The sequence below is a fragment of the Streptomyces sp. NPDC050509 genome (genome assembly GCF_044457965.1).
Classification (GTDB): Bacteria; Actinomycetota; Actinomycetes; order Streptomycetales; family Streptomycetaceae; genus Streptomyces.
Map to the genome: position 1 here is coordinate 131,438 of NZ_JBITHL010000016.1, position 20,221 is coordinate 151,658.

16 protein-coding genes are annotated in these 20,221 nt (G+C 72.3%); 8 read left to right on the plus strand and 8 right to left on the minus strand.

Annotation, left to right across the window (positions count from 1 at the left end; translation table 11 throughout):
- Positions 1-9: 9 nt before the first annotated feature.
- Both ACIBJC_RS34625 and ACIBJC_RS34630 read right to left on the minus strand, forming a co-directional pair.
- A complete protein-coding gene (locus ACIBJC_RS34625; RefSeq protein WP_399299395.1) occupies positions 10-432 on the minus strand; it encodes a DUF4439 domain-containing protein in 423 nt (140 codons plus the stop codon).
- The gene (locus ACIBJC_RS34630; RefSeq protein WP_399299397.1) at positions 429-1,157 is read right to left on the minus strand and encodes a hypothetical protein; all 729 of its coding nucleotides are present in this window, start codon (positions 1,155-1,157) and stop codon (positions 429-431) included. The genes ACIBJC_RS34625 and ACIBJC_RS34630 overlap by 4 nt, the downstream gene beginning before the upstream one ends.
- A 211-nt stretch (positions 1,158-1,368) precedes the next feature.
- On the opposite strand from ACIBJC_RS34630, the gene rimP reads away from it, so the two are divergent.
- The 8 genes from rimP to ACIBJC_RS34670 all read left to right on the plus strand — a co-directional run bounded on the left by rimP (position 1,369) and on the right by ACIBJC_RS34670 (position 9,906).
- Positions 1,369-1,866, plus strand: a complete 498-nt coding sequence (gene rimP, locus ACIBJC_RS34635) for a ribosome maturation factor RimP (RefSeq protein ID WP_399299399.1) — start codon at positions 1,369-1,371, stop codon at positions 1,864-1,866.
- 2 nt (positions 1,867-1,868) lie between these two features.
- Positions 1,869-2,975 (plus strand): transcription termination factor NusA, encoded by a 1,107-nt coding sequence (gene nusA, locus ACIBJC_RS34640; protein WP_399299401.1) that lies wholly within the window; start codon positions 1,869-1,871, stop codon positions 2,973-2,975.
- Positions 2,976-3,118: 143 nt separating this feature from the next.
- Complete coding sequence (locus ACIBJC_RS34645; RefSeq protein WP_399299515.1) at positions 3,119-3,397, plus strand: YlxR family protein; 279 nt, start codon at positions 3,119-3,121, stop codon at positions 3,395-3,397.
- Between the two features lie 149 nt (positions 3,398-3,546).
- Positions 3,547-6,660: a translation initiation factor IF-2 gene (gene infB / locus ACIBJC_RS34650; RefSeq protein WP_399299403.1), complete on the plus strand. Its 3,114-nt coding sequence runs from the start codon at positions 3,547-3,549 to the stop codon at positions 6,658-6,660.
- A 139-nt stretch (positions 6,661-6,799) separates the two neighbouring features.
- Positions 6,800-7,096 carry a DUF503 domain-containing protein gene (locus ACIBJC_RS34655; protein ID WP_329822977.1) on the plus strand — a complete coding sequence of 99 codons (297 nt, stop codon included), beginning with the start codon at positions 6,800-6,802 and terminating at the stop codon, positions 7,094-7,096.
- 166 nt (positions 7,097-7,262) lie between these two features.
- Positions 7,263-7,763: a 30S ribosome-binding factor RbfA gene (rbfA, locus tag ACIBJC_RS34660; RefSeq protein ID WP_399299405.1), complete on the plus strand. Its 501-nt coding sequence runs from the start codon at positions 7,263-7,265 to the stop codon at positions 7,761-7,763.
- Positions 7,760-8,659: a tRNA pseudouridine(55) synthase TruB gene (truB, locus tag ACIBJC_RS34665; RefSeq protein WP_399299407.1), complete on the plus strand. Its 900-nt coding sequence runs from the start codon at positions 7,760-7,762 to the stop codon at positions 8,657-8,659. Before rbfA ends, truB begins: the two co-directional genes overlap by 4 nt.
- A gap of 293 nt (positions 8,660-8,952) precedes the next feature.
- Positions 8,953-9,906, plus strand: a complete 954-nt coding sequence (locus ACIBJC_RS34670; RefSeq protein WP_399299409.1) for a bifunctional riboflavin kinase/FAD synthetase — start codon at positions 8,953-8,955, stop codon at positions 9,904-9,906.
- Positions 9,907-10,051: 145 nt separating this feature from the next.
- Here the strand turns inward: ACIBJC_RS34670 and ACIBJC_RS34675 are convergent, their stop codons facing one another.
- The 6 genes from ACIBJC_RS34675 to ACIBJC_RS34700 all read right to left on the minus strand — a co-directional run bounded on the left by ACIBJC_RS34675 (position 10,052) and on the right by ACIBJC_RS34700 (position 20,212).
- Positions 10,052-11,071 carry an oligopeptide/dipeptide ABC transporter ATP-binding protein gene (locus ACIBJC_RS34675; protein WP_399299411.1) on the minus strand — a complete coding sequence of 340 codons (1,020 nt, stop codon included), beginning with the start codon at positions 11,069-11,071 and terminating at the stop codon, positions 10,052-10,054.
- A gap of 229 nt (positions 11,072-11,300) precedes the next feature.
- Positions 11,301-12,341, minus strand: a complete 1,041-nt coding sequence (locus ACIBJC_RS34680; RefSeq protein ID WP_399299413.1) for an ABC transporter ATP-binding protein — start codon at positions 12,339-12,341, stop codon at positions 11,301-11,303.
- A complete protein-coding gene (locus ACIBJC_RS34685; RefSeq protein WP_399299414.1) occupies positions 12,338-13,342 on the minus strand; it encodes an ABC transporter permease in 1,005 nt (334 codons plus the stop codon). Before ACIBJC_RS34685 ends, ACIBJC_RS34680 begins: the two co-directional genes overlap by 4 nt.
- Complete coding sequence (locus ACIBJC_RS34690; RefSeq protein WP_399299416.1) at positions 13,339-14,415, minus strand: ABC transporter permease; 1,077 nt, start codon at positions 14,413-14,415, stop codon at positions 13,339-13,341. The genes ACIBJC_RS34685 and ACIBJC_RS34690 overlap by 4 nt, the downstream gene beginning before the upstream one ends.
- A 3-nt stretch (positions 14,416-14,418) precedes the next feature.
- On the minus strand, positions 14,419-16,329 hold the full coding sequence (locus ACIBJC_RS34695) for an ABC transporter substrate-binding protein (protein ID WP_399299419.1): 1,911 nt from the start codon (positions 16,327-16,329) through the stop codon (positions 14,419-14,421).
- 196 nt (positions 16,330-16,525) lie between these two features.
- Positions 16,526-20,212, minus strand: a complete 3,687-nt coding sequence (locus ACIBJC_RS34700) for an SCO5717 family growth-regulating ATPase (protein ID WP_399299422.1) — start codon at positions 20,210-20,212, stop codon at positions 16,526-16,528.
- Positions 20,213-20,221 lie beyond the last annotated feature (9 nt).

Consider the following 20,221-nt stretch of genomic DNA (forward strand, 5'->3'; position numbering starts at 1 on the left):
GTGCAGGGCTCACGCTCTCTCGGCGAGCCCAGGAAAGGCTACGCCGCTCCCACGCCAGCGCACGGCACGTACTGCCGCCTCACGCAGCGCCCCTGCCGCCTCGCGCCGCAGGGGCCCCTCCGAGGCCCTGACGAGATCCGAGTAGACGCCCGAGATCCGGTCCTCCAGCTCGGCGGCGAGCCGTTCGGCCGTGGGGCCGTCCGGCACGTCGAAGGGCAGCGCGTACGCCGCCGCCGCGACGGCGGGCCTGCCGCCCATGTCGCGTACGGTGCGCGCCAGCGCGTCGCGCCGGGCACGGTGCGCGGTGTACGCCGCGGTGGCCTCCGCCCGGCGCGCGCGGCCGACGCGCCCGCCGACGACCCCGTACCCGTAGACGGCGGCGTGCTCCGCGGCGAGTGCGGCCTGCGCGGCCTCCAGCGCACGGGTGGTCACGGGCGGGCTCCTTCCGTCAGCAGATAGGCGTGGCCGGCGCTCGCCGCGGCGAGGGAGGCGAGCAGCCGGGCGAGTTCCGGGGGCGCTTCCATGAGCGTGGCGGTATGCGCTTCGCAGGTACGGCGCTCGGTGGCGGCCAGGTCCTTGAGCGCCGCCGCGGGATCGGCCGGTACGTGGGGGACAGCGGTGACCGTCGCGTCGGGGCTGGTGGTGGAGGCAGGAGTGGCGGATGAACCTGGTGCGCCGGTCCTGCCCGATGAGCCGGGCGAGTCAGACGGGTCGGACGTGGCGGAAGGTTTTTTCGGTGCACGCGCCGCGCCGCGCTCCGCGCCATCGCCCGGGCCGTCCGACGCCCCGTGGCGCGCATCGCGCGTCGCGCCATCGCCCGCTCCGCGCTCCGCCCTGTCCGACGCCCCGTACGGCGCGTCGGATGCCTTCGGCGCCTCCTCCTTGCGGGCCTCGGGCGTCAACACCGTGATGTGCCGCGCCACCGCGTCGCGCAACGGCGCCAGCCGCGCTTCCTGCCCCGGATGGCGCTCCCGTACCGCGTCGTACCGCGCGAGCAGCGCCCGGCTGGTGTGCGCGGACCGCTGCCGCAGCGCCTTCTCCGTACGCGCCGCCCGTACCGCGGCGCCGTCCGGTCCCACGGAGGTCTGCCCGTTCCCGGAGTCCGACGAGGAGCACGCGGCGGTCAGCAGACCGGCCGTCGCGGCGCCCGCGGCCAAGAGGGCATGCCTCCGTGTCGTCCCCGTGCGCCCCACGCGTCTCTCCTCGGGCTCGTGAAGATCTCCATGATCAACGCAGGCGAGCGTACCCGCGGGTCACCCTTGGGTGGACGGCAACACCCCTTGGGACCGGATACCCTTTGATCCGACACACGACTGATCTGACACGCGACGATCCCACAACAGCACACGCGGCCGAGGAGTCACCCGGATGAGCACCACCCAGAGCGAAAGGCTGCGCGGACTGCTGGAACCGCTCGTCAGCGCCAAGAACCTGGATCTGGAAGAGATCGAGGTGTCCCGGGCCGGCAGGCGTCGTGTGCTGAGAATCGTGGTCGACTCCGACGAGGGCGTGGACCTCGACGAGTGCGCCGAGCTGAGCCGCTCCATCTCCGAGAAACTCGATGAGACGGACGCGATGGGCGAGGACGAATACCAGCTCGAAGTCACCTCCCCGGGAGCGGAACGCCCGCTGACCGAGCAGCGCCACTATCTGCGCGCCGTCGGCCGGCTGGCCCGGATCCAGCTCCACGAGGGCGACGAACTGGTCGCACGCATCCTCACCGTGGACGACGAGGGACTCGACCTCGAAGTGCCGGGCGTGAAGGGGCGCAAGCCCACCGCCCGCCGGGTCGAGTTCGCGCAGATCGCCAAGGCGCGCGTCGAGATCGAGTTCAACCGCAAGGACAAGAAGGAAGAGGAGGCGTAGCCGTGGACATCGATGTGAAGCTCCTGAAGGGCTTGGCACAAGAGAAGGAGATCCCCTTCGATCTGCTGGTCGAGGCGATCGAATCCGCCCTCCTCATCGCCTACCACCGCACGGACGGCAGCCACCGGCGCGCCCGCGTCGTCCTCAGCCGCGAGACCGGCCACGTCACGGTCTGGGCCAAGGAGGACCCGGCCGATCTGGAGGAGGGGCAGGAGCCCAAGGAGTTCGACGACACTCCGTCGGACTTCGGCCGGATCGCCGCGACCACCGCGCGCCAGGTCATCCAGCAGCGGCTGCGCGACGCGGAGAACGACGTCACCTTCGGCGAGTACGCGCGCCGCGAGGGCGATGTCGTCGCCGGTATGGTGCAGCAGGGCAAGGACCCCAAGAACGTCCTCGTCAAGCTGGACGACAAGCTCGAAGCGATCCTCCCGGTGCAGGAGCAGGTGCCGGGCGAGGAGTACACGCACGGGCTGCGGCTGCGTACGTACGTGGTCCGCGTGGCCCGCGGCGTACGGGGCCCCTCGGTGACTCTCTCCCGTACTCACCCCAATCTGGTCAAGAAGCTTTTCGCGCTGGAGGTCCCGGAGATCGCGGACGGTTCCGTGGAGATCACGGCGATCGCCCGCGAGGCCGGGCACCGCACCAAGATCGCCGTGCGTTCGACACGTTCCGGTCTCAATGCCAAGGGCGCCTGCATCGGCCCGATGGGTGCTCGTGTGCGTAATGTCATGGCCGAGCTGCTCGGCGAGAAGATCGACATCGTCGACTGGTCGGACGACCCGGCCGAGATGGTGGCGAACGCGCTGTCGCCCGCCCGGGTCAGCAAGGTCGAGGTCGTGGATCTGGGCGCCAGGTCGGCGCGGGTGACCGTGCCGGACTACCAGCTCTCGCTGGCCATCGGCAAGGAAGGGCAGAACGCCCGGCTCGCCGCGCGACTCACCGGCTGGCGCATCGACATCCGCCCCGACACGGAGCAGCCGGACGACGACGGCGACCGTGGCGCGGACCGCGACCGTGACCGTGGCGCGGACCGCGACCGTGGCAGCGACCGGCCCCGTGGCGGCGAGCGGGGCGCCGACCGGAGCAGGGATCGCGAGCGCGGCTGATACCCGCCGGTAACGATCCGGGTGTGATCTTTCGGGTGTGTGGCGGCGAGATCCCGCCGTACACCGTCACGCCCTTTTGTGTACGCGAGCGTTCGAACGTTGCCCCAAAGGGGTGAGGTCGGCGCGGGGAGGTAGACTTGAACGTGTCTGGCCGGACGAGCGACCGACCCTGCCCTGAGCGAACGTGCGTGGGCTGTCGGGAGCGAGCGGCCAAGAGCGATCTGCTGCGCATCGTGGCGATGGGTGAACAATGTGTTCCCGATCAACGCGGTACGCTGCCCGGCCGGGGTGCGTACACGCATCCCGCCTTGATCTGTCTCGACCTGGCGATCCGCCGCCGGGCGTTCTCCAGGGCCTTCAAGGTCCAGGGACCGTTCGACAGCACGGAACTGCGCCGGTATGTCGAGCAGTCGGCACTGTAAGAAGAAGTACGGCACGGGTCCCCGTGCGGTTCAGGTACCTCGCGAGTTGGAAGTAGGTCGAGATTGCGATGAGCACTCGATGAGTACGCGATGAGTACGCCCATGAAGTAGCGACGGTCCGGCGGTAACCCGGACCTAAAAGGAGCGAAGTGGCTAAGGTCCGGGTATACGAACTCGCCAAGGAGTTCGGTGTGGAGAGCAAGGTCGTCATGGCCAAGCTCCAAGAACTCGGTGAATTCGTCCGTTCGGCGTCCTCGACGATCGAGGCGCCGGTCGTGCGCAAATTGACTGACGCTTTGCAGGGGCCCGGCGGCAACGCCGGCAAGTCCGCTGCCAAGCCCGGGGCGCCCCGCAAGGCGACCCCCGCAAGGCCCACCCCCCCGTCTCCGGCCTCCCCGGCCCAGACGGCACGTCCCGCTGCCCCCAAGCCCGGTGTCCCGGCCCCCAAGCCGGCCGCCGCCGAGGCCCCCAGGAGCAGCACCCCCTCTTCCGCGCCGAGCCCCGGCCCGCGTCCGGCTCCGGCCGCCCCGCGGCCCCCGGCCAAGCCGGCGCCCGCCGCCCCGGCGGCTCCGGAGTTCACCGCGCCCCCGTCGGCCCCGGCCGCCGGTCCCCGGCCCGGTGCCACCCCCGGCCCGCGTCCCTCCAACCGCCCCACGGGCGGTCAGGGAGACCAGCGCCAGGGTGACCGTCAGGGTGACCAGCGCGGCGAGCAGCGCCAGGGCGGCCGCCCCGGCGGCGCGCGTCCCGGCCAGGCCCCGCGTCCCGGTGCCCGCCCCGCGGGCCCGCGTCCGGGCAACAACCCCTTCACGTCCGGCGGCTCCACCGGCATGGCGCGCCCGCAGGCGCCCCGTCCCGGCGGCGCCCCGCGTCCCGGCGGCCCCGGTGCCCCCGGCGGCCCGCGCCCCCAGGGCGCCGGTCAGGGCGGTCCCCGTCCGCAGGCCGGCCCCGGTGGACAGACCGGTGGCCGTCCGACCCCGGGCGGCATGCCGCGTCCGCAGGCCCCGCGCGCCGCGGGTCCCGGCGGTGGCCCCGGTGGTAACCGTCCCAACCCGGGCATGATGCCGCAGCGTCCCGCTGCCGGCCCGCGTCCCGGTGGTGGCCCCGGCGGTGGCCGTGGTCCCGGCGGCCCCGGTCGCCCGGGTGGCGGCGGTGGCGGTCGTCCCGGTGGCGGCGGCGGTTTCGCCGGTCGTCCGGGTGGCGGCGGCGGTGGCGGTTTCGCCGGTCGCCCCGGTGGTGGCGGCGGTGCCCCGGGTCGTCCCGGTGGCGGTGGCTTCGGTGGCGGCGGTGGCCGTCCCGGCTTCGGCGGACGTCCGGGTGGTCCCGGCGGCCGTGGTGGCACACAGGGCGCGTTCGGCCGTCCCGGCGGGCCCGCCCGTCGCGGCCGTAAGTCGAAGCGGCAGAGGCGCCAGGAGTACGAGGCCATGCAGGCCCCGTCGGTCGGCGGCGTGATGCTGCCGCAGGGCCAGGGCCAGACGGTCCGGCTCTCGCGCGGTGCGTCGCTCACCGACTTCGCGGAGAAGATCAACGCCAACCCGGCGTCGCTCGTCGCCGTGATGATGAACCTCGGCGAGATGGTCACGGCCACGCAGTCCGTCTCCGACGAGACCCTTCAGGTCCTCGCCGGCGAGATGAACTACGTCATCGAGATCGTCAGCCCCGAGGAGGAGGACCGCGAGCTGCTCGAGTCCTTCGACATCGAGTTCGGCGAGGACGAGGGCGGCGAGGAAGCGCTCGTGTCCCGTCCGCCGGTCGTCACCGTCATGGGTCACGTCGACCACGGTAAGACCCGGCTGCTGGACGCGATCCGCAAGACGAACGTCGTCGCGGGCGAGGCCGGCGGGATCACGCAGCACATCGGTGCGTACCAGGTCGCCACGGACGTCAACGGTGAAGAGCGCAAGATCACCTTCATCGACACCCCGGGTCACGAGGCGTTCACCGCCATGCGTGCCCGTGGTGCGAAGTCCACCGACATCGCGATCCTCGTGGTCGCGGCCAACGACGGTGTGATGCCCCAGACGATCGAGGCGCTGAACCACGCCAAGGCGGCCGACGTGCCGATCGTGGTCGCGGTCAACAAGATCGACGTCGAGGGTGCGGACCCGACCAAGGTGCGCGGTCAGCTCACCGAGTTCGGTCTGGTGGCCGAGGAGTACGGCGGCGACACCATGTTCGTCGACATCTCCGCCAAGCAGGGTCTGAACATCGACAGCCTGCTGGAGGCCGTGGTCCTCACCGCGGACGCCTCGCTCGACCTGCGGGCCAACCCGGAGCAGGACGCGCAGGGTATCGCCATCGAGGCCCACCTCGACCGCGGTCGCGGCGCCGTCGCCACCGTGCTCGTCCAGCGCGGCACGCTGCGCGTCGGTGACACGATGGTCGCCGGTGACGCGTACGGCCGTGTCCGGGCGATGCTCGACGACAACGGCAACAACGTCGACGTGGCGACGCCTTCCACGCCCGTCCTGGTCCTGGGTCTCACCAACGTCCCCGGCGCCGGCGACAACTTCCTCGTCGTGGACGAGGACCGCACCGCCCGGCAGATCGCGGAGAAGCGCGCCGCCCGTGAGCGGAACGCGGCCTTCGCCCGCAGGGGCGTCCGGTTCTCCCTGGAGAACCTGGACGAGGCCCTCAAGGCCGGCCTGGTGCAGGAACTCAACCTCATCATCAAGGGCGACGCGTCCGGTTCGGTGGAGGCTCTCGAGTCCTCGCTGCTCCAGCTCGACGTCGGCGAAGAGGTCGACATCCGCGTCCTGCACCGCGGCGTGGGTGCGGTCACGGAGTCGGACATCGACCTGGCCATGGGCTCCGACGCCATCGTGATCGGCTTCAACGTGCGCGCCGCTGGGCGTGCCGCGCAGATGGCCGACCGCGAAGGTGTGGACGTCCGCTACTACTCGGTCATCTACCAGGCGATCGAGGAGATCGAAGCGGCCCTCAAGGGCATGCTCAAGCCGGAGTACGAAGAGGTCGAGCTGGGTACGGCGGAGATCCGCGAGATCTTCCGCTCGTCCAAGCTGGGCAACATCGCGGGTGTTCTCATCCGCTCCGGCGAGGTCAAGCGCAACACCAAGGCCCGGCTCATCCGCGACGGCAAGGTCATCGCGGAGGACCTCAACATCCAGGGTCTGCGCCGCTTCAAGGACGATGTCACCGAGATCCGCGAAGGCTTCGAGGGCGGTATCAACCTCGGAAACTTCAACGACATCAAGATCGACGACGTCATCGCGACGTACGAGATGCGGGAGAAGCCGCGCGGCTGACGTGCGGTAGCCGGTCCGGGGCCGGTCGACGGGACGTATTTCCGTCGATCGGCCCCGGCCGTTCCGTGTACGGTTCTTGTGTCCCTGCCAAGCATCGGCAGGGCCTCCGAACCCGTACCGGCGGGACATCCGGACATACATGTATGTGGGGACACTGTCCTTCGATCTGCTTCTCGGCGACGTACGGTCGTTGAAGGAGAAACGCTCCGTCGTCCGGCCGATCGTCGCCGAGCTGCAGCGGAAATTCGCGGTGAGCGTGGCGGAGACCGGCGGCCAGGACCTCCATCGCAGGGCCGAGATCGGTCTGGCGGTGGTCTCCGGCGACTGGGCGCATCTCACCGATGTGCTGGACCGGTGCGAACGCATGGTCGCCGGCCGGCCCGAGGTGGAGCTGCTGTCGGTACGGCGCCGGCTCCACGGCGACGACGAGGATTGACCTGTACGGGGGCCTTACGGGGCCTTATGGGGCGTACGGAAGGCCCCGTACGCCCCGTACGGGGCGAGGCCCGGCACCGGGCCCCGGTCGGCGAAGCAGTAAGAGAACCAGCAAGAACACCAGCTAGAGAACCAGCAAGAATCCCAGAAGGAAGAGTGACGGACCGGTGACCGACAACGCGCGGGCCCGCAAGCTGGCCGATCGCATCCAGGTCGTGGTCGCGGAGACCCTGGACCGGCGTATCAAGGACCCGCGACTCGGCTTCGTGACCATCACGGACGCCCGCGTCACCGGCGACCTGCGGGAGGCCACGGTCTTCTACACGGTCTACGGCGACGACGAGGAGCGCGCCGCCTCCGCGGCGGCGCTGGAGAGCGCCAAGGGCGTCCTCCGCTCCGAGGTGGGCCGTCAGACCGGCGTCCGCTTCACCCCGACGCTGGCGTTCGTCCCCGACGCCCTCCCGGACAACGCGCGCACCATCGAGGACCTCCTCGACAAGGCGCGCGCCAAGGACGCCGAGGTACGGAACGTGTCGACCGGCAAGACCTACGCGGCCGGGGCCGACCCGTACCGCAAGCCCGACGCCGACGACGAGGCCGACGGCGAGACCGAAGGCGGCGCGGACGGCACCACGGGTGGCAACACGAACGGCGCCGCCGCGGAATGACACAGCAGAACAAGACGCCCGACGGCCTGATCATCGTGGACAAGCCGTCGGGCTTCACTTCGCACGACGTCGTCGCCAAGATGCGCGGCATCGCCAGGACCCGGCGGGTCGGCCACGCCGGCACCCTCGACCCGATGGCGACCGGCGTCCTCGTCCTCGGCGTGGAGCGCGCCACGAAGCTCCTCGGCCACCTCGCACTGACCGAGAAGGAGTACCTCGGTACGATCCGGCTCGGCCAGGACACCGTCACGGATGACGCGGAGGGGGAGATCATCTCCGCCACCGACGCCTCCGCCGTGAAGCGCGAGGCCATCGACGCCGGGATCGCCGCCCTCACCGGCGCGATCATGCAGGTGCCGTCCAAGGTCAGCGCCATCAAGATCGACGGAAAGCGGTCGTACGCGCGGGTCCGCGGCGGCGAGGAGTTCGAGATCCCGGCCCGGCCGGTGACCGTCTCGTCCTTCCGGTTGTACGACGTCCGCGACGCCGTCGCGGAGGACGGCACCCCGGTCCTCGACCTGGTCGTCTCCGTCGTCTGCTCCTCGGGCACGTACATCCGCGCCCTCGCCCGCGACCTCGGCGCCGGGCTCGGGGTCGGCGGCCACCTCACCGCGCTGCGCAGGACCCGCGTGGGACCGTATGCGCTGGACGGCGCGCGGACCCTTGACCAGCTCCAGGAGGAGCTGACCGTCATGCCCGTCGCCGAGGCCGCCGCCGCGGCGTTCGCGCGCTGGGACGTGGACGAGAGGCGCGCGGGGCTCCTGCTCAACGGCGTACGGCTCGACATGCCCGCGTACGGCACGGGGCCGGTCGCCGTCTTCGACCCGCAGGGCCGCTTCCTGGCGCTCGTCGAGGAGCAGCACGGCAAGGCGAAGAGCCTCGCGGTCTTCGGCTGACCCGTCGGTCCTCGGCCGATCCGTCGGCCGGTTCCTCGGCGGATTCTCCGGCGGATCGCCTCGTCGCGGGGCGAGCCCGGATTTCCCGCCGTGGGGCGGACAGGCCTGCCTGTCCGCCCCACGGCCCCCCTCCGGGAAGGATCTCTGTCCAACCGGGACCGCTCCTTCACCCCTTCAGCGGGGCGTACGGAATGCACCACGGGGGCATTGGGGGGCGCGAGCGCGGGGCATGGCAGTCTTAGCATTGCGTAACTGGAAATGACGTACATGGGTTCGGGCGAGGAGCGGTCTCAGTGCAGCGCTGGCGTGGCTTGGAGGACATCCCCCAGGACTGGGGGCGCAGCGTCGTCACCATCGGCTCCTACGACGGCGTGCACCGCGGGCACCAGCTCATCATCGGGCGGGCCGTCGAGAGGGCGCGTGAGCTGGGCGTACCGTCGGTCGTGGTGACCTTCGACCCGCACCCCAGCGAGGTGGTGCGCCCCGGCAGCCACCCGCCGCTGCTGGCCCCGCACCACCGCCGCGCGGAGCTGATGGCGGGGCTGGGCGTGGACGCGCTGCTGATCCTGCCGTTCACGCTGGAGTTCTCGAAACTGTCGCCGGCCGACTTCATCGTGAAGGTACTCGTCGACAAGTTGCACGCCCGCGCCGTCATCGAGGGCCCGAACTTCCGCTTCGGCCACAAAGCGGCGGGCAATGTCGCCGTCCTCTCCGATCTGGGCGCGTCGTACGACTACGAGGTCGAGGTCGTCGACCTGTACGTGAGCGGTGCGGCGGGCGGCGGGGAACCCTTCTCCTCCACCCTGACCCGCCGCCTCGTCGCCGAGGGCGACGTCGAGGGCGCGGCGGAGATCCTGGGCCGGCCGCACCGTGTCGAGGGCGTGGTGGTGCGTGGCGCGCAGCGCGGACGCGAACTCGGCTTCCCGACGGCCAATGTGGAGACCCTGCCGCACACCGCGATCCCCGCCGACGGCGTCTACGCGGGGTGGCTCACGGCCGACGGCGAGCGGATGCCCGCCGCGATCTCCGTGGGCACGAACCCGCAGTTCGAGGGCGTCGACCGGAGCGTCGAGGCGTATGCGATCGACCGGGTGGGGTTGGACCTGTACGGGCTCCACGTCACGGTCGACTTCCTCTCGTACGTACGGGGCATGCGGAAGTTCGAGTCCATCGAGGTGCTGCTCGACGCCATGGGGGACGACGTGAAGCGCGCGCGGGCCCTGACGGAGGCCTACGACGCGGCGTAGCGCCGTACGCGCTTCTTACCGCTGGTGATGCCGCCCCGTACGGCGCCGTGATGCCGCCTGGTAGGGCGCAGTGATGCCGCCCCGTACCCGTCCCATACGGCGCCGTACGGCGCGCGACGCCACCGCGCCGTGACGCCCGGCCCCGTCACTCCGCCGTGCGCCCCGCCGTCGCGACGTGGCAGGCCACCTGTGCCCCCGAGCCGCCCGTCAGTATCGGCAGCGGCGCCGTACGGCAGCGGTCCGCGAGCCCCGCGCGCTCCGCCGCGCCCGACGCCAGCACCTGGCACCGCGCGTGGAAGCGGCACCCGTCCGGGATCCGGGACGGGTCCGGCGGCTCGCCCGTGAGGACGACCGGAGTGCCGTCCGACTCGGGCAGTACGGAGAGCAGCGCCTGCGTGTACGGGTGCTGAGGCGCCGTCAGGACGTCCTCGACGGGGCCCGTCTCCACGATCCGGCCGAGATACATCACGGCCACCCGGTCCGCGATGTTCCATGCGAGCCCCAGATCGTGCGTCACCACCAGCGCGGAAAGCCCGAGTTCGTCGCGCAATGAGAGCAGCAGCGCCAGGATCTCGCCCCGTACGGAGGCGTCCAGGGACGCCACCGGCTCGTCCGCGACGATCAGTTCGGGCTTCAGGACCAGCGCCCCCGCGATGACGACGCGCTGGCGCTGCCCGCCCGACACCTCGTGCGGGTAGCGCAGGAAGAAGCGCTCGGGCGGCCGTAGCCCCGCGCGCGACAGCGCCTCAGCGACGGCGGCGCGCTCGTCGCCCGGGTAGCCGTGGATCCGCAGACCCTCGGCGACCGCGTCGTACACGGTGTGGCGTGGGTTGAGCGACCCGCTCGGGTCCTGGAGCACGAGCTGGACGCGCTTGCGGTACGCCTTGAGGGCGCGTGAGCCGTACCCCAGCGGCTCCCCGGCGAAGGTGACCCCGCCCGCCGTGGGCGGCACCAGACCGAGCAGCGAGCGCGCCAGGGTGGTCTTGCCGCAGCCGGACTCGCCGACCAGGGCGACGATCTCCCCGGGGGCGATGTCGAGGTCGACCCCGTCGACGGCGCGGGCGGGCGCGGCGCCGCGCCGCCCCTGGAAGGTCACGCTCAGCCCGGCGGCGGAGAGGAGCGGCGCCGGTGGCAGGGGCACCGACGGCGCGGGGGTGGTCGTCATGGCTGGCTCCTGGGAGAAGGTCGTCCGGCGGCCGTACGGACGACTGGGGTGCGCTGCCGGACCGTACGGCGCGTACGAGAGGGACGGCGCCTGGCGGGGCGCTCGGAGGGTGCGGTGCGGATACGTTTCGCCATGCCCCGTACCCGGCGTACTGCGCGGCGTACGGGGCGGCGCGCAACGCGGCGTACGGGGCGTACGGGGCGTCCCACGGTGCGGCGTACGGCGCCCGTCACAGCAGCGGCTCCGCCGCGCCGGCGGCGATCGGCGCGCCCGCCCGTACGCACGCCGCGCGCCGCCCGGGGCCCACGTCGCGCAGCGCCTGGTCGTCGTGGGCGCAGGCGTCCAGCGCGACGGGGCAGCGCGGATGGAACGTGCAGCCGGACGGCAGCGCCGCCGGGTCCGGCGGGTCGCCGGGCAGCCCGCGCGGCGCACGGCGCGACGCGAGGTCCCCGATCCGGGGGAACGCGGCGGAGAGGGCGCGACCGTACGGGTGCTCCGCCGCGTCGTACACGCCCCGTGCGGGGCCCTCCTCGACGATCCGGCCCGCGTACATCACGGCGAGCCGGTCGCACGTGTCCGCCAGCACGGCCAGGTCGTGACTGATCATCAGCAGGCTGATGTTCTGATCGGCGACGAGTTGTTCGATCAGCCGCAGGATCTGCGCCTGGATCATCACGTCGAGCGCCGTGGTCGGCTCGTCCGCGACGATCAGGCGCGGATCGCAGGCGAGCGCCATCGCGATCATGACGCGCTGGCGCTGGCCGCCGGACAGCTCGTGCGGGTACGCGTCGGCGCGGGCGGCCGAGAGCCCGACCTGCTCCAGCAGCTCGGCGGCGCGCGACCGCGCGGCGCCGGGGGTGACGCGCCGGTGCAGCAGCAACGGTTCTGCGATCTGGTCGCCGATCCGGTGCACCGCGTTGAGCGAGTGCATCGCGCCCTGGAAGACGATCGACGCGCCCGCCCACCGTACGGCGCGCAGCCGGCCCCACTTCATGGTGAGGACGTCCTCGCCGTCGAGCAGGATCTCCCCGGAGAGCTTCGCCGCGGGCGGCAGCAGCCGGAGCAGTGCCAGGGCCAGCGTGGACTTGCCGCACCCCGACTCGCCCGCGATGCCCAGCTTGCTGCCGGCCTCGACGGTCAGGTCGACGCCCCGTACGGCGGGCACGGCGCCGGGCCCCGTACCGTACGTCACCCGCAGGTTCCTGACCTCCAGCAGGCTGACGGCGCCCCCTGCGCCCGCCTGCGGTGTCACGCTTGTCGTGGTGGTCAACGGGGAACCCCCAGCTTCGGGTTGAGCACGGCCTCGATCGCCCGGCCGCAGAGCGTGAAGGCGAGCGCGACGAACGCGATCGCGATACCGGGCGGCGCCAGGTACCACCAGTGTCCGGACGACACCGCGCCCGCCTCGCGCGCGTCCTGGAGCATGCCGCCCCACGAGATGATGATCGGGTCGCCGAGGCCGAGGAAGGCGAGCGTCGCCTCCGTAAGGATGGCGCTGGAGATGCCGAGCGTCGTCTGGGCGAGGACCAGGGGCATCACATTGGGCAGCACGTGGCGCGTCATGACGTGGCGGTGCCCGCCGCCGAGCGCGCGGGCGCGTTCGATGTACGGGCGGGACTCGACGGCGATCGTCTGCGCCCGGACCAGCCGCGCCGTCGTCGGCCAGCTCGTGACGCCGATCGCCAGGATCACCGTCCAGATGGACCGGGACATGACCGTCGCCAGCACGATGGCCAGCACCAGGGTCGGCATCACCAGGAACCAGTCCGTGATCCGCATGACCACGGTGGCGAACCAGCCGCCGTAGTGCCCGGCGATGACGCCGACCAGCGTACCGATGGCCACCGAGAGCGCGGCGGCCAGCAGACCGACGGTCAGCGAGACCCGCGCGCCCCAGATCAGCAGCCCCAGCAGCGACCGGCCGAACTGGTCCGTGCCGAGCGGGAACGCGCCGCTGGGCTTCTCCAGGGCCGTTCCCGGGGCATCCGTCACACTCGCCACGTCGCCGCCGACGAGCAGCGGGGCGAGGAGCGCGAGCAGCGCGATGAGGGCGAGTCCGGCGAGGCCGAAGAGCCCCGTACGGTGCGTACGGTACTGCGCCCAGAAGCGGGCCACCGAGCCGCGCCGCCGGGCCCAGGCGAGCGCGGAAGCGGACGGTGCCGCGTCGGACGACGCCGCGTCCGACGGCCCCGCACCCGAGGGCGCCCCATCGGACGACGAGGCCGACCTGGGCGGGACAGACGGCGTCGGCGGGGTCTTTTCCACAGTCATCGGCCCACCCGGGGATCGAGCAGCGGATACAACAGGTCGGCGAGGAGGTTCATCAGGATCATCGCCCCGGCGAAGACGACGAACAGCCCCTGGACGAGCGGCAGGTCCGGCACGCTCAGCGCCGAGTAGAACAGCCCTCCCAGGCCCGGCCAGGAGAACACCGTCTCGACGAGGATCGAACCGGCCGCCACATGGCCCAGATTGATGAAGACCATCGTCACGGTGGGCAGCATCGCGTTGGGCACCGCGTGCCGGCGGCGTACGAGGTTGTCCCGCAGCCCCTTCGCGCGCGCCGTCGTCAGATAGTCGCTGCCCATCTCGTCCAGCAGGGAGGACCGCATGACGAGCAGCGTCTGCGCGTAGCCGACCGCGACCAGTGTGGTCACCGGCAGCACCATGTGGTGCGCCACGTCCGCGACGTACGCGAAGCCGGTCGTGTCACCCGACTCCATCCCACCAGTGGGGAACATCCCGGGAATCGGCCCTATACCCACCGAGAAGAAGATGATCAGCAGCAGCCCGAGCCAGAAGGCGGGTACGGACCACAGGGTGAGCGCCACGCCGGTGTTCAGCCGGTCGCCGAGGCTGCCGTTGCGCCACGCGGAGCGCGTACCGAGCCAGAGCCCGAGCGCCGAGTAGAGCACCACGGCGACGCCCGTGAGCAGCAGTGTCGCGGGCAGCTTCTGGACGATCAGCTCGCCCACCGGCGCGTGGAACTGGTACGAGGTGCCCAGATCGCCGCTGAGCGCCTTGGCGCAGTAGTCGGTGAACTGCTGCCACAGCGGCAGATCCAGACCGAACTGCCGGCGCAGCGTCGCCAACTGCTCGGCGGACGTCGGAACCCCGTGGGTCATCGCCTTGACCGGGTCACCGGGGATGATCCGGAAGAGGAAGAAGCTCGTGACGAGGACGGCGAAGAGGGACACGAGCGCCCCGCCCAGCTTCCCCGCCACATAGAGCGGATACGCGGTCCTGGTGCCCGAGGCGGCGCGGGCGGCGGGGCCGGACGGCCCGGCGAGGACCGGGCCGTCCGCCGCGTCCCGCACCGTACCGGGCGTGCTCGCGGTGCTCATGAGTTATTCACGGTCTTCCACGGTGGACCGGCGCCGCAGCATGAAGAAGCCCCCGAGCGCCGCGGCGACCACCACGACGGCGCCGATCCCGATCAGCACACCGGTCGACGAGGAGCCCTCCGAGCCGTCGCCGGCGTCGGCGGGCGCCGCGGACCACCAGCTCCAGTAGCCGTCCTGGCCCCAGATGTTTCCGGCCGCCTCCGGCATGGTCGTGATCGACTTGATCTGGTCGGTGCGGTACGCCTCGACCGCGTTCGGATACGCCATGACGTTCATGTACCCGGTGTCGTACAGCCGCGACTCCATCTGCTTGACCAGATCCGCCCGCTTGGCGGTGTCGTACTCCGCCGACTGCTGCGCGTACAGCTCGTCGAACCGCTTGTCGCACATGAAGTTGTCGGTCGCGCCGCTGTCCTTCGGAGTGGCGGGCAGTGCCCCGCAGGTGTGAATGGAGAGGACGAAGTCGGGATCGGGGTTGACGGACCAGCCGTCGAAGGCGAGGTCGTAGTCACCGGCCATCCACGGATCGGAGACATTGTCGAGGCACTCGACCTTCAGTCCGATGCCGAGCGTGCCCCACCACTCCTGGAGGTACTTGCCGATCGCCTTGTCGTTCGGATCGGTGGCGTGGCAGAGGATCCGGAGGTCGAGCGGCTTGCCGTCCTTGCCCAGACGCTTGCCGGCGCTGTTCTTGCGGTAGCCGGCGGCGTCGAGCGTGCCGGCCGCCGCGGCCGGGTCGTACGCGATCTTCTGGCTGTCCGAGGGCTGCCAGAAGTACGAGGCGAAGCGCGGCGGGATGTACCCCTGGCCCTCGACCGCGTACCCCTGGAACACCTTGTCGATGATCGTGCCACGGTCCACGGCCTGGAAGAGCGCCTTGCGCACCGCAGGGTCGAGCAGCGCGGCGTTCCCGTTGCCGAACTTCTTCCCGTCCTTCGACCGCGCGCCGGGGTTGGTGGCGAGCGCGTAGAAGCGCCGCCCCGGGGCGTTGTTCACCTTGATGTCCTTGGCGCTCTTCAGCGCCGTGGCCTGGGCCGGGGTGAGGTTGGAGGCGAAGGACACCTCGCCCTTCTGGAGCGCCGCGACGGCCGCGTCCCCGTCCTTGTAGTACTTGAATACCAGTTCGTCGAACTTGGGTGCGCCGCGCCAGAAGTCCTTGTTGGGCTTGAGCTTGACGTACTGATCGACCTTGTAGTCCGTGATGACGAAGGGACCGTTGCCGACGATCGGGAACGTCTTGTCGTTGTTGAACTTCGAGAAGTCGTCGACCTTCTCCCAGATGTGCTTCGGCACGATCGGCACGTCCAGCGCCGTCATGGTCGCCTGAGGCTTCTTCAGCTTCACGACCAGCGTGGCGGGGTCGGGCGCCGTGACCTTCTCGAAGTTTGCGGTGAAGCTGCCGTTGGCGGTGGCGGCGTCCGGGTCCGTCATCATCTTGTTGAACGTCCAGGCGGCGTCCTCGGACGTCGCCTTCTGTCCGTCGGACCACTTCGAGTCCCCACGGATGGTGAACGTCCACGTCAACTTGTCGGCTGACGACTTCCACGCGGTGGCGAAGCCGGGGACCGGACGGGCGTCCTTGGGGTCGTAGTTGACGAGGTACTCGTACGCCAGTCGGTGGATGCTGGTACTGGTCAGTCGCTGCGCCAGGAACGGGCTGAGCGAGTCGACGCTCTGACTGACCGCGACAGTGAGGACGTTCTTACCGTCGGCGGCCCGGGCCTGCTGGGGCGCGGGGAGCAGCGGCCCGAGCGGGACCACCGATCCGGCCACGAGCGCGGCGGAGGCGGCGACGGAGGCCAGAAGGTGACGGAGGCGGGGACGGCGGCGCTGCCGTACGGGGCGGGGTTCGGGCCGGTGCAAGGGCCGGGGCGCGGCCTGCCGCGGCGTACGCGGCGGAACTCTTTCGACCATGGGACGGTGACCTCGTGTTATCACTCGTACGGAGAAGCCGGGTTGATGCTGGTTCGTCAACTGGTGAAGCGAAGGTTTATCAGCGCTTCACGGCCGCGTCAACGGCCGCCCAAACCCCGTGTGGTCTGCGGGAATGCGCTGAGGGGCCGCACCGTGAAGACGGTGCGGCCCCTCATTGGTCTCTACCTCTGACGCCCTACTGCTGAGACGCTGGCGGTGCTGCCGGGGGCTGCTGCTGAGGCCACCCGGCCGGCGGTACGGGGCGCTGTGCGTCGGGCTGTTCCGACGGGTCCGCCGACGGAGTGTGCGGCGGGGCGTGCGGGGGGCGCAGACCGTACGCGTCCGGCTGGGCGGGCCCTCCGGGCTGAGACTGCGGCGGTCCCGCGGGGTTCGCGGGGCTCTGCGCCTGGGGCGGCGGGGACTGCTGCCACCCCTGCTGGACGCCCGGCCCCGGCTGCGGCGCGCCGTACTGCTGCTGCGGCGGGTACGGGTACGCCGGGGGCTGCTGCTGGGGCTGGGCCTGCTGGGGCACCGGCGGCTGCGGGTACTGCTGGGGCGGATACGGCTGGCCCTGCGGGGGCCCCTGGACCGGCTGTCCAGGCTGCGGCAGGCCCTGCGCGGGGTGCGGCGCCCCGTACGGCGGCTGACCGTGCATCGGCTGCCCGTACGGCGGGCCCTGCGGCGGCTGCCCGTACGGCGCCTGCCCCTGCGGCCCCTGCCCCGGCACCTGACCCTGCATCGGCTGGCCCTGGTAGCCCGGCATCGGTGGCGCGAGATGCGGCGGCGGCTGGCCGTCCGCCGTCCACAGCCCCTGCGCCTGCTGCGCCCGTACGAAGTCCTCGGCGACCAGCGCCGAGAGATGGAAGTACGCCTCGCGCGTCTTGGGGCGCATCATGTCGAGGTCCACCTCGGCGCCCGCCGAGAGGTGTTCGTCGAAGGGCACCACGACGACGCCGCGGCAGCGGGTCTCGAAGTGCTGCACGATGTCGTCCACCTTGATCATCTTGCCGGTCTCGCGGACCCCGGAGATGACCGTCAGGGACCGCTGCACAAGGTCGGCGTACCCGTGCGCGGAGAGCCAGTCGAGCGTCGTCGACGCGCTGCTCGCGCCGTCCACGGAGGGCGTCGAGATGATGATGAGCTGATCGGCGAGGTCCAGCACGCCGCGCATCGCGCTGTAGAGCAGACCGGTGCCCGAGTCCGTGAGGATGATCGGGTACTGCTTGCCGAGGACATCGATCGCGCGCCGGTAGTCCTCGTCGTTGAACGTCGTGGAGACGGCCGGGTCCACATCGTTGGCGATGATCTCCAGACCGGACGAGGCCTGCGAGGTGAACCGGCGGATGTCCATGTAGCTGTGGAGGTGCGGGATCGCCTGCACCAGGTCGCGGATGGTCGCGCCGGTCTCGCGCCGTACGCGGCGGCCCAGTGTGCCGGCGTCGGGGTTGGCGTCGATCGCCAGGATCTTGTCCTGCCGCTCGGAGGCCAGGGTCGAGCCCAGCGCGGTCGTCGTCGTGGTCTTGCCGACGCCGCCCTTGAGGCTGATGACCGCGATCCGGTAGCAGGAGAGCACCGGCGTACGGATCAGTTCGAGCTTGCGCTGCCGCTCCGCCTCCGCGGCCTTCCCGCCGATCTTGAAGCGCGAACCACCGGACGGATTGCGGCTGCTCTTGGCCTTCTGCTTGTTGTTGCGCAGCAGACGGTCCGAGGACAGCTCCACGGCCGCCGTGTAGCCGAGCGGGGCGCCCGGTACGGAGCGCTCGCGGTGGTCGTGCGCGACGGCGGAGGGCCACGCCGCGCCGGTACGGGGGTCGACGGGCGGCGCACCGGGCGCGGCCTGCGGCAGCGCCTGGTGGAGCTGCTGCGGCTCGCCGGGCCGGGGCGGGGGAGTCTGCCCCTGGGACGGCTGGGCGGCCTGCTGGGCCGGGAGATGGGGCGCCTGCGGAGACGGCGGTACGGGAGCCTCCGCGCCCGGTCGGCCCTGCTGCTGCGGGAACCCGTAACCCGCCTGCGGGGGCTGCTGCGGCCCGGGGCCGCCCGACTGCGGGAAGCCGTATCCGCCCTGCTGGGGGAAGCCGTAGCCGCTCTGCAGCGCGGGCGGCTGCGGCGCGGTCGCGGGGACGGGGAGGCCCGGGTGTCCCTGCTGCTGCGGGAAGCCGTAACCGGCGGGCGGTACGGGGGCGTTCGGGCCCGGAAAGCTCGGCGCGTGGCCCGTGGGCGGCGCGGACGCCGCGGGCGGCAGCGCGGCGGGCGGCTGCGGCGCGGGCGCTACGGGGGTGGGCGGCGCCGGTACAGCGGCGGCCGACGGGCCCTGGCCGGCCGGGCCGGCCTGCTGGGGGAAGCCGTAGCCACCCTGTGGCTGCGGGGCGGGGGGCAGCGCGGGCCACGCGTGCGCGCCCTGAGGTGGCCCCTGGGGCGCACTCGGGGGCTGGTCCTGGGGCTGGGGCTGCGCCTGGGCCGCCGGGGCCTGGCTCTGCGGCGGGGCGGACTGCTCGGCGGACTGCGCCGATACGGGCCACTGCGGCGCGGACACCGGCGCGGCCGGCTGGAACGCGGGCGGGAGCGGCGGCAGTCCGGCGCCCGGTACGGCGCCCGGCCGGGGCGCCCAGGGCTGGGCCGGTGCGGGGGCCGGGGGAGCGTCCTGCGGTTCGTCGGCGGGCACCGCGTCCTGCGGGGCGGCGTCGGCGACATCGGCCACGGCGTCCGCCGGTTCGGCGACGGGCACCGCGTCGGAGGGCTCGTCGGCCGCCCCGTCCTTCAGGGACGCGGGGATCGCGTCCGAGACGCCGTCGTCGGGTGCGTCGGACGTGGCCTCGGACGTGGCGTCGAACGCGACCTCGGGCTTCGGGGCCTGCTCGGGAGCCGCCTCCGGTGCCGGTACGTCCGCGGCGCCGTGCTCCGCGTCCGGTTCGGCCGGACCCCGCGCCGCGTTCGGCGCCGTAACGCCGTCGGACGCGGCGTCGTCGGCCGTCGCGCCGTCGTCCGCTGCGGACGGGGCGGGGGATGCCTCTTCGGATGTCGGCGCCACGGATGTCGGCGCCACGGACGGAGCGCTCGCGTTCTCCGCCTCTGCGCCGGCCGCCCCGGAACCGGCCGCCCCGGAACCGGCCGCCCCGGAACCGGCCGCCCCGGAACCGGCCGCCCCGGAACCGGCCGCCCCGGAACCGGCCGCCCCGTGTACCGCGTCGTCCGCGTCCGGCACGTCCGCCGAGGCGGTGGCACCGTTTGAGGCGCCCCCACCGGTCTCCGCGTCCGGCGCCGTGTACGTGGCGGGTTCCGGGCTCGTGTCGGCGTCGGACCGTGCGTCGGCCTCCGCCGTCCCCGCCGACCCCGGCGTCTCCGCCGTCCCGGACGCACCGTTCTTCGCCGCCTCGTGCTTCTCGATCTCGCGCTTCAGCGCCGTCGGGGAGAACCGCATCGTCGCGCCGGTCTCCACGTCGCCACCGCCGAACGGCTCCGGCGCTCCGGGCGCGGACGCCGGAGGCGCCGGAGGCACCGGAGTCGTCGGTTCTGCGGCGCGAGCGGGCTCGGCCCCGGGCCCCGACTGCTGCGCGGGCTGCGCCGGAGGCGGGGTCGGCTGCGCCTGGGTTCCGGGCTGCGGTGCGGGCGGGGGCTGCGGCGCCCAGTGGGGCTCGAAGCCCCCGCCGGCGGGCAGCCCCGGCACCGCGACGGGCGCGCCGCCGGGCGGCGGGGGAGAGTTCGTGAAGGCCGGTGCGCTCGTGGCACCACCACCGGTCGTGTCCCCCGGCGCGTTCTGCGTGTACCAGGCGGGCGGGGTGTAGTCGATGGTGAACTCACCCGTCATCTCGGGCTCCGCGTCGGACTGATCGTCCGCGGCAGGCCGGTTCCAGCCGCTGCGGATCTCGTCCCGATCGCCGTTCACTTTGCCTCC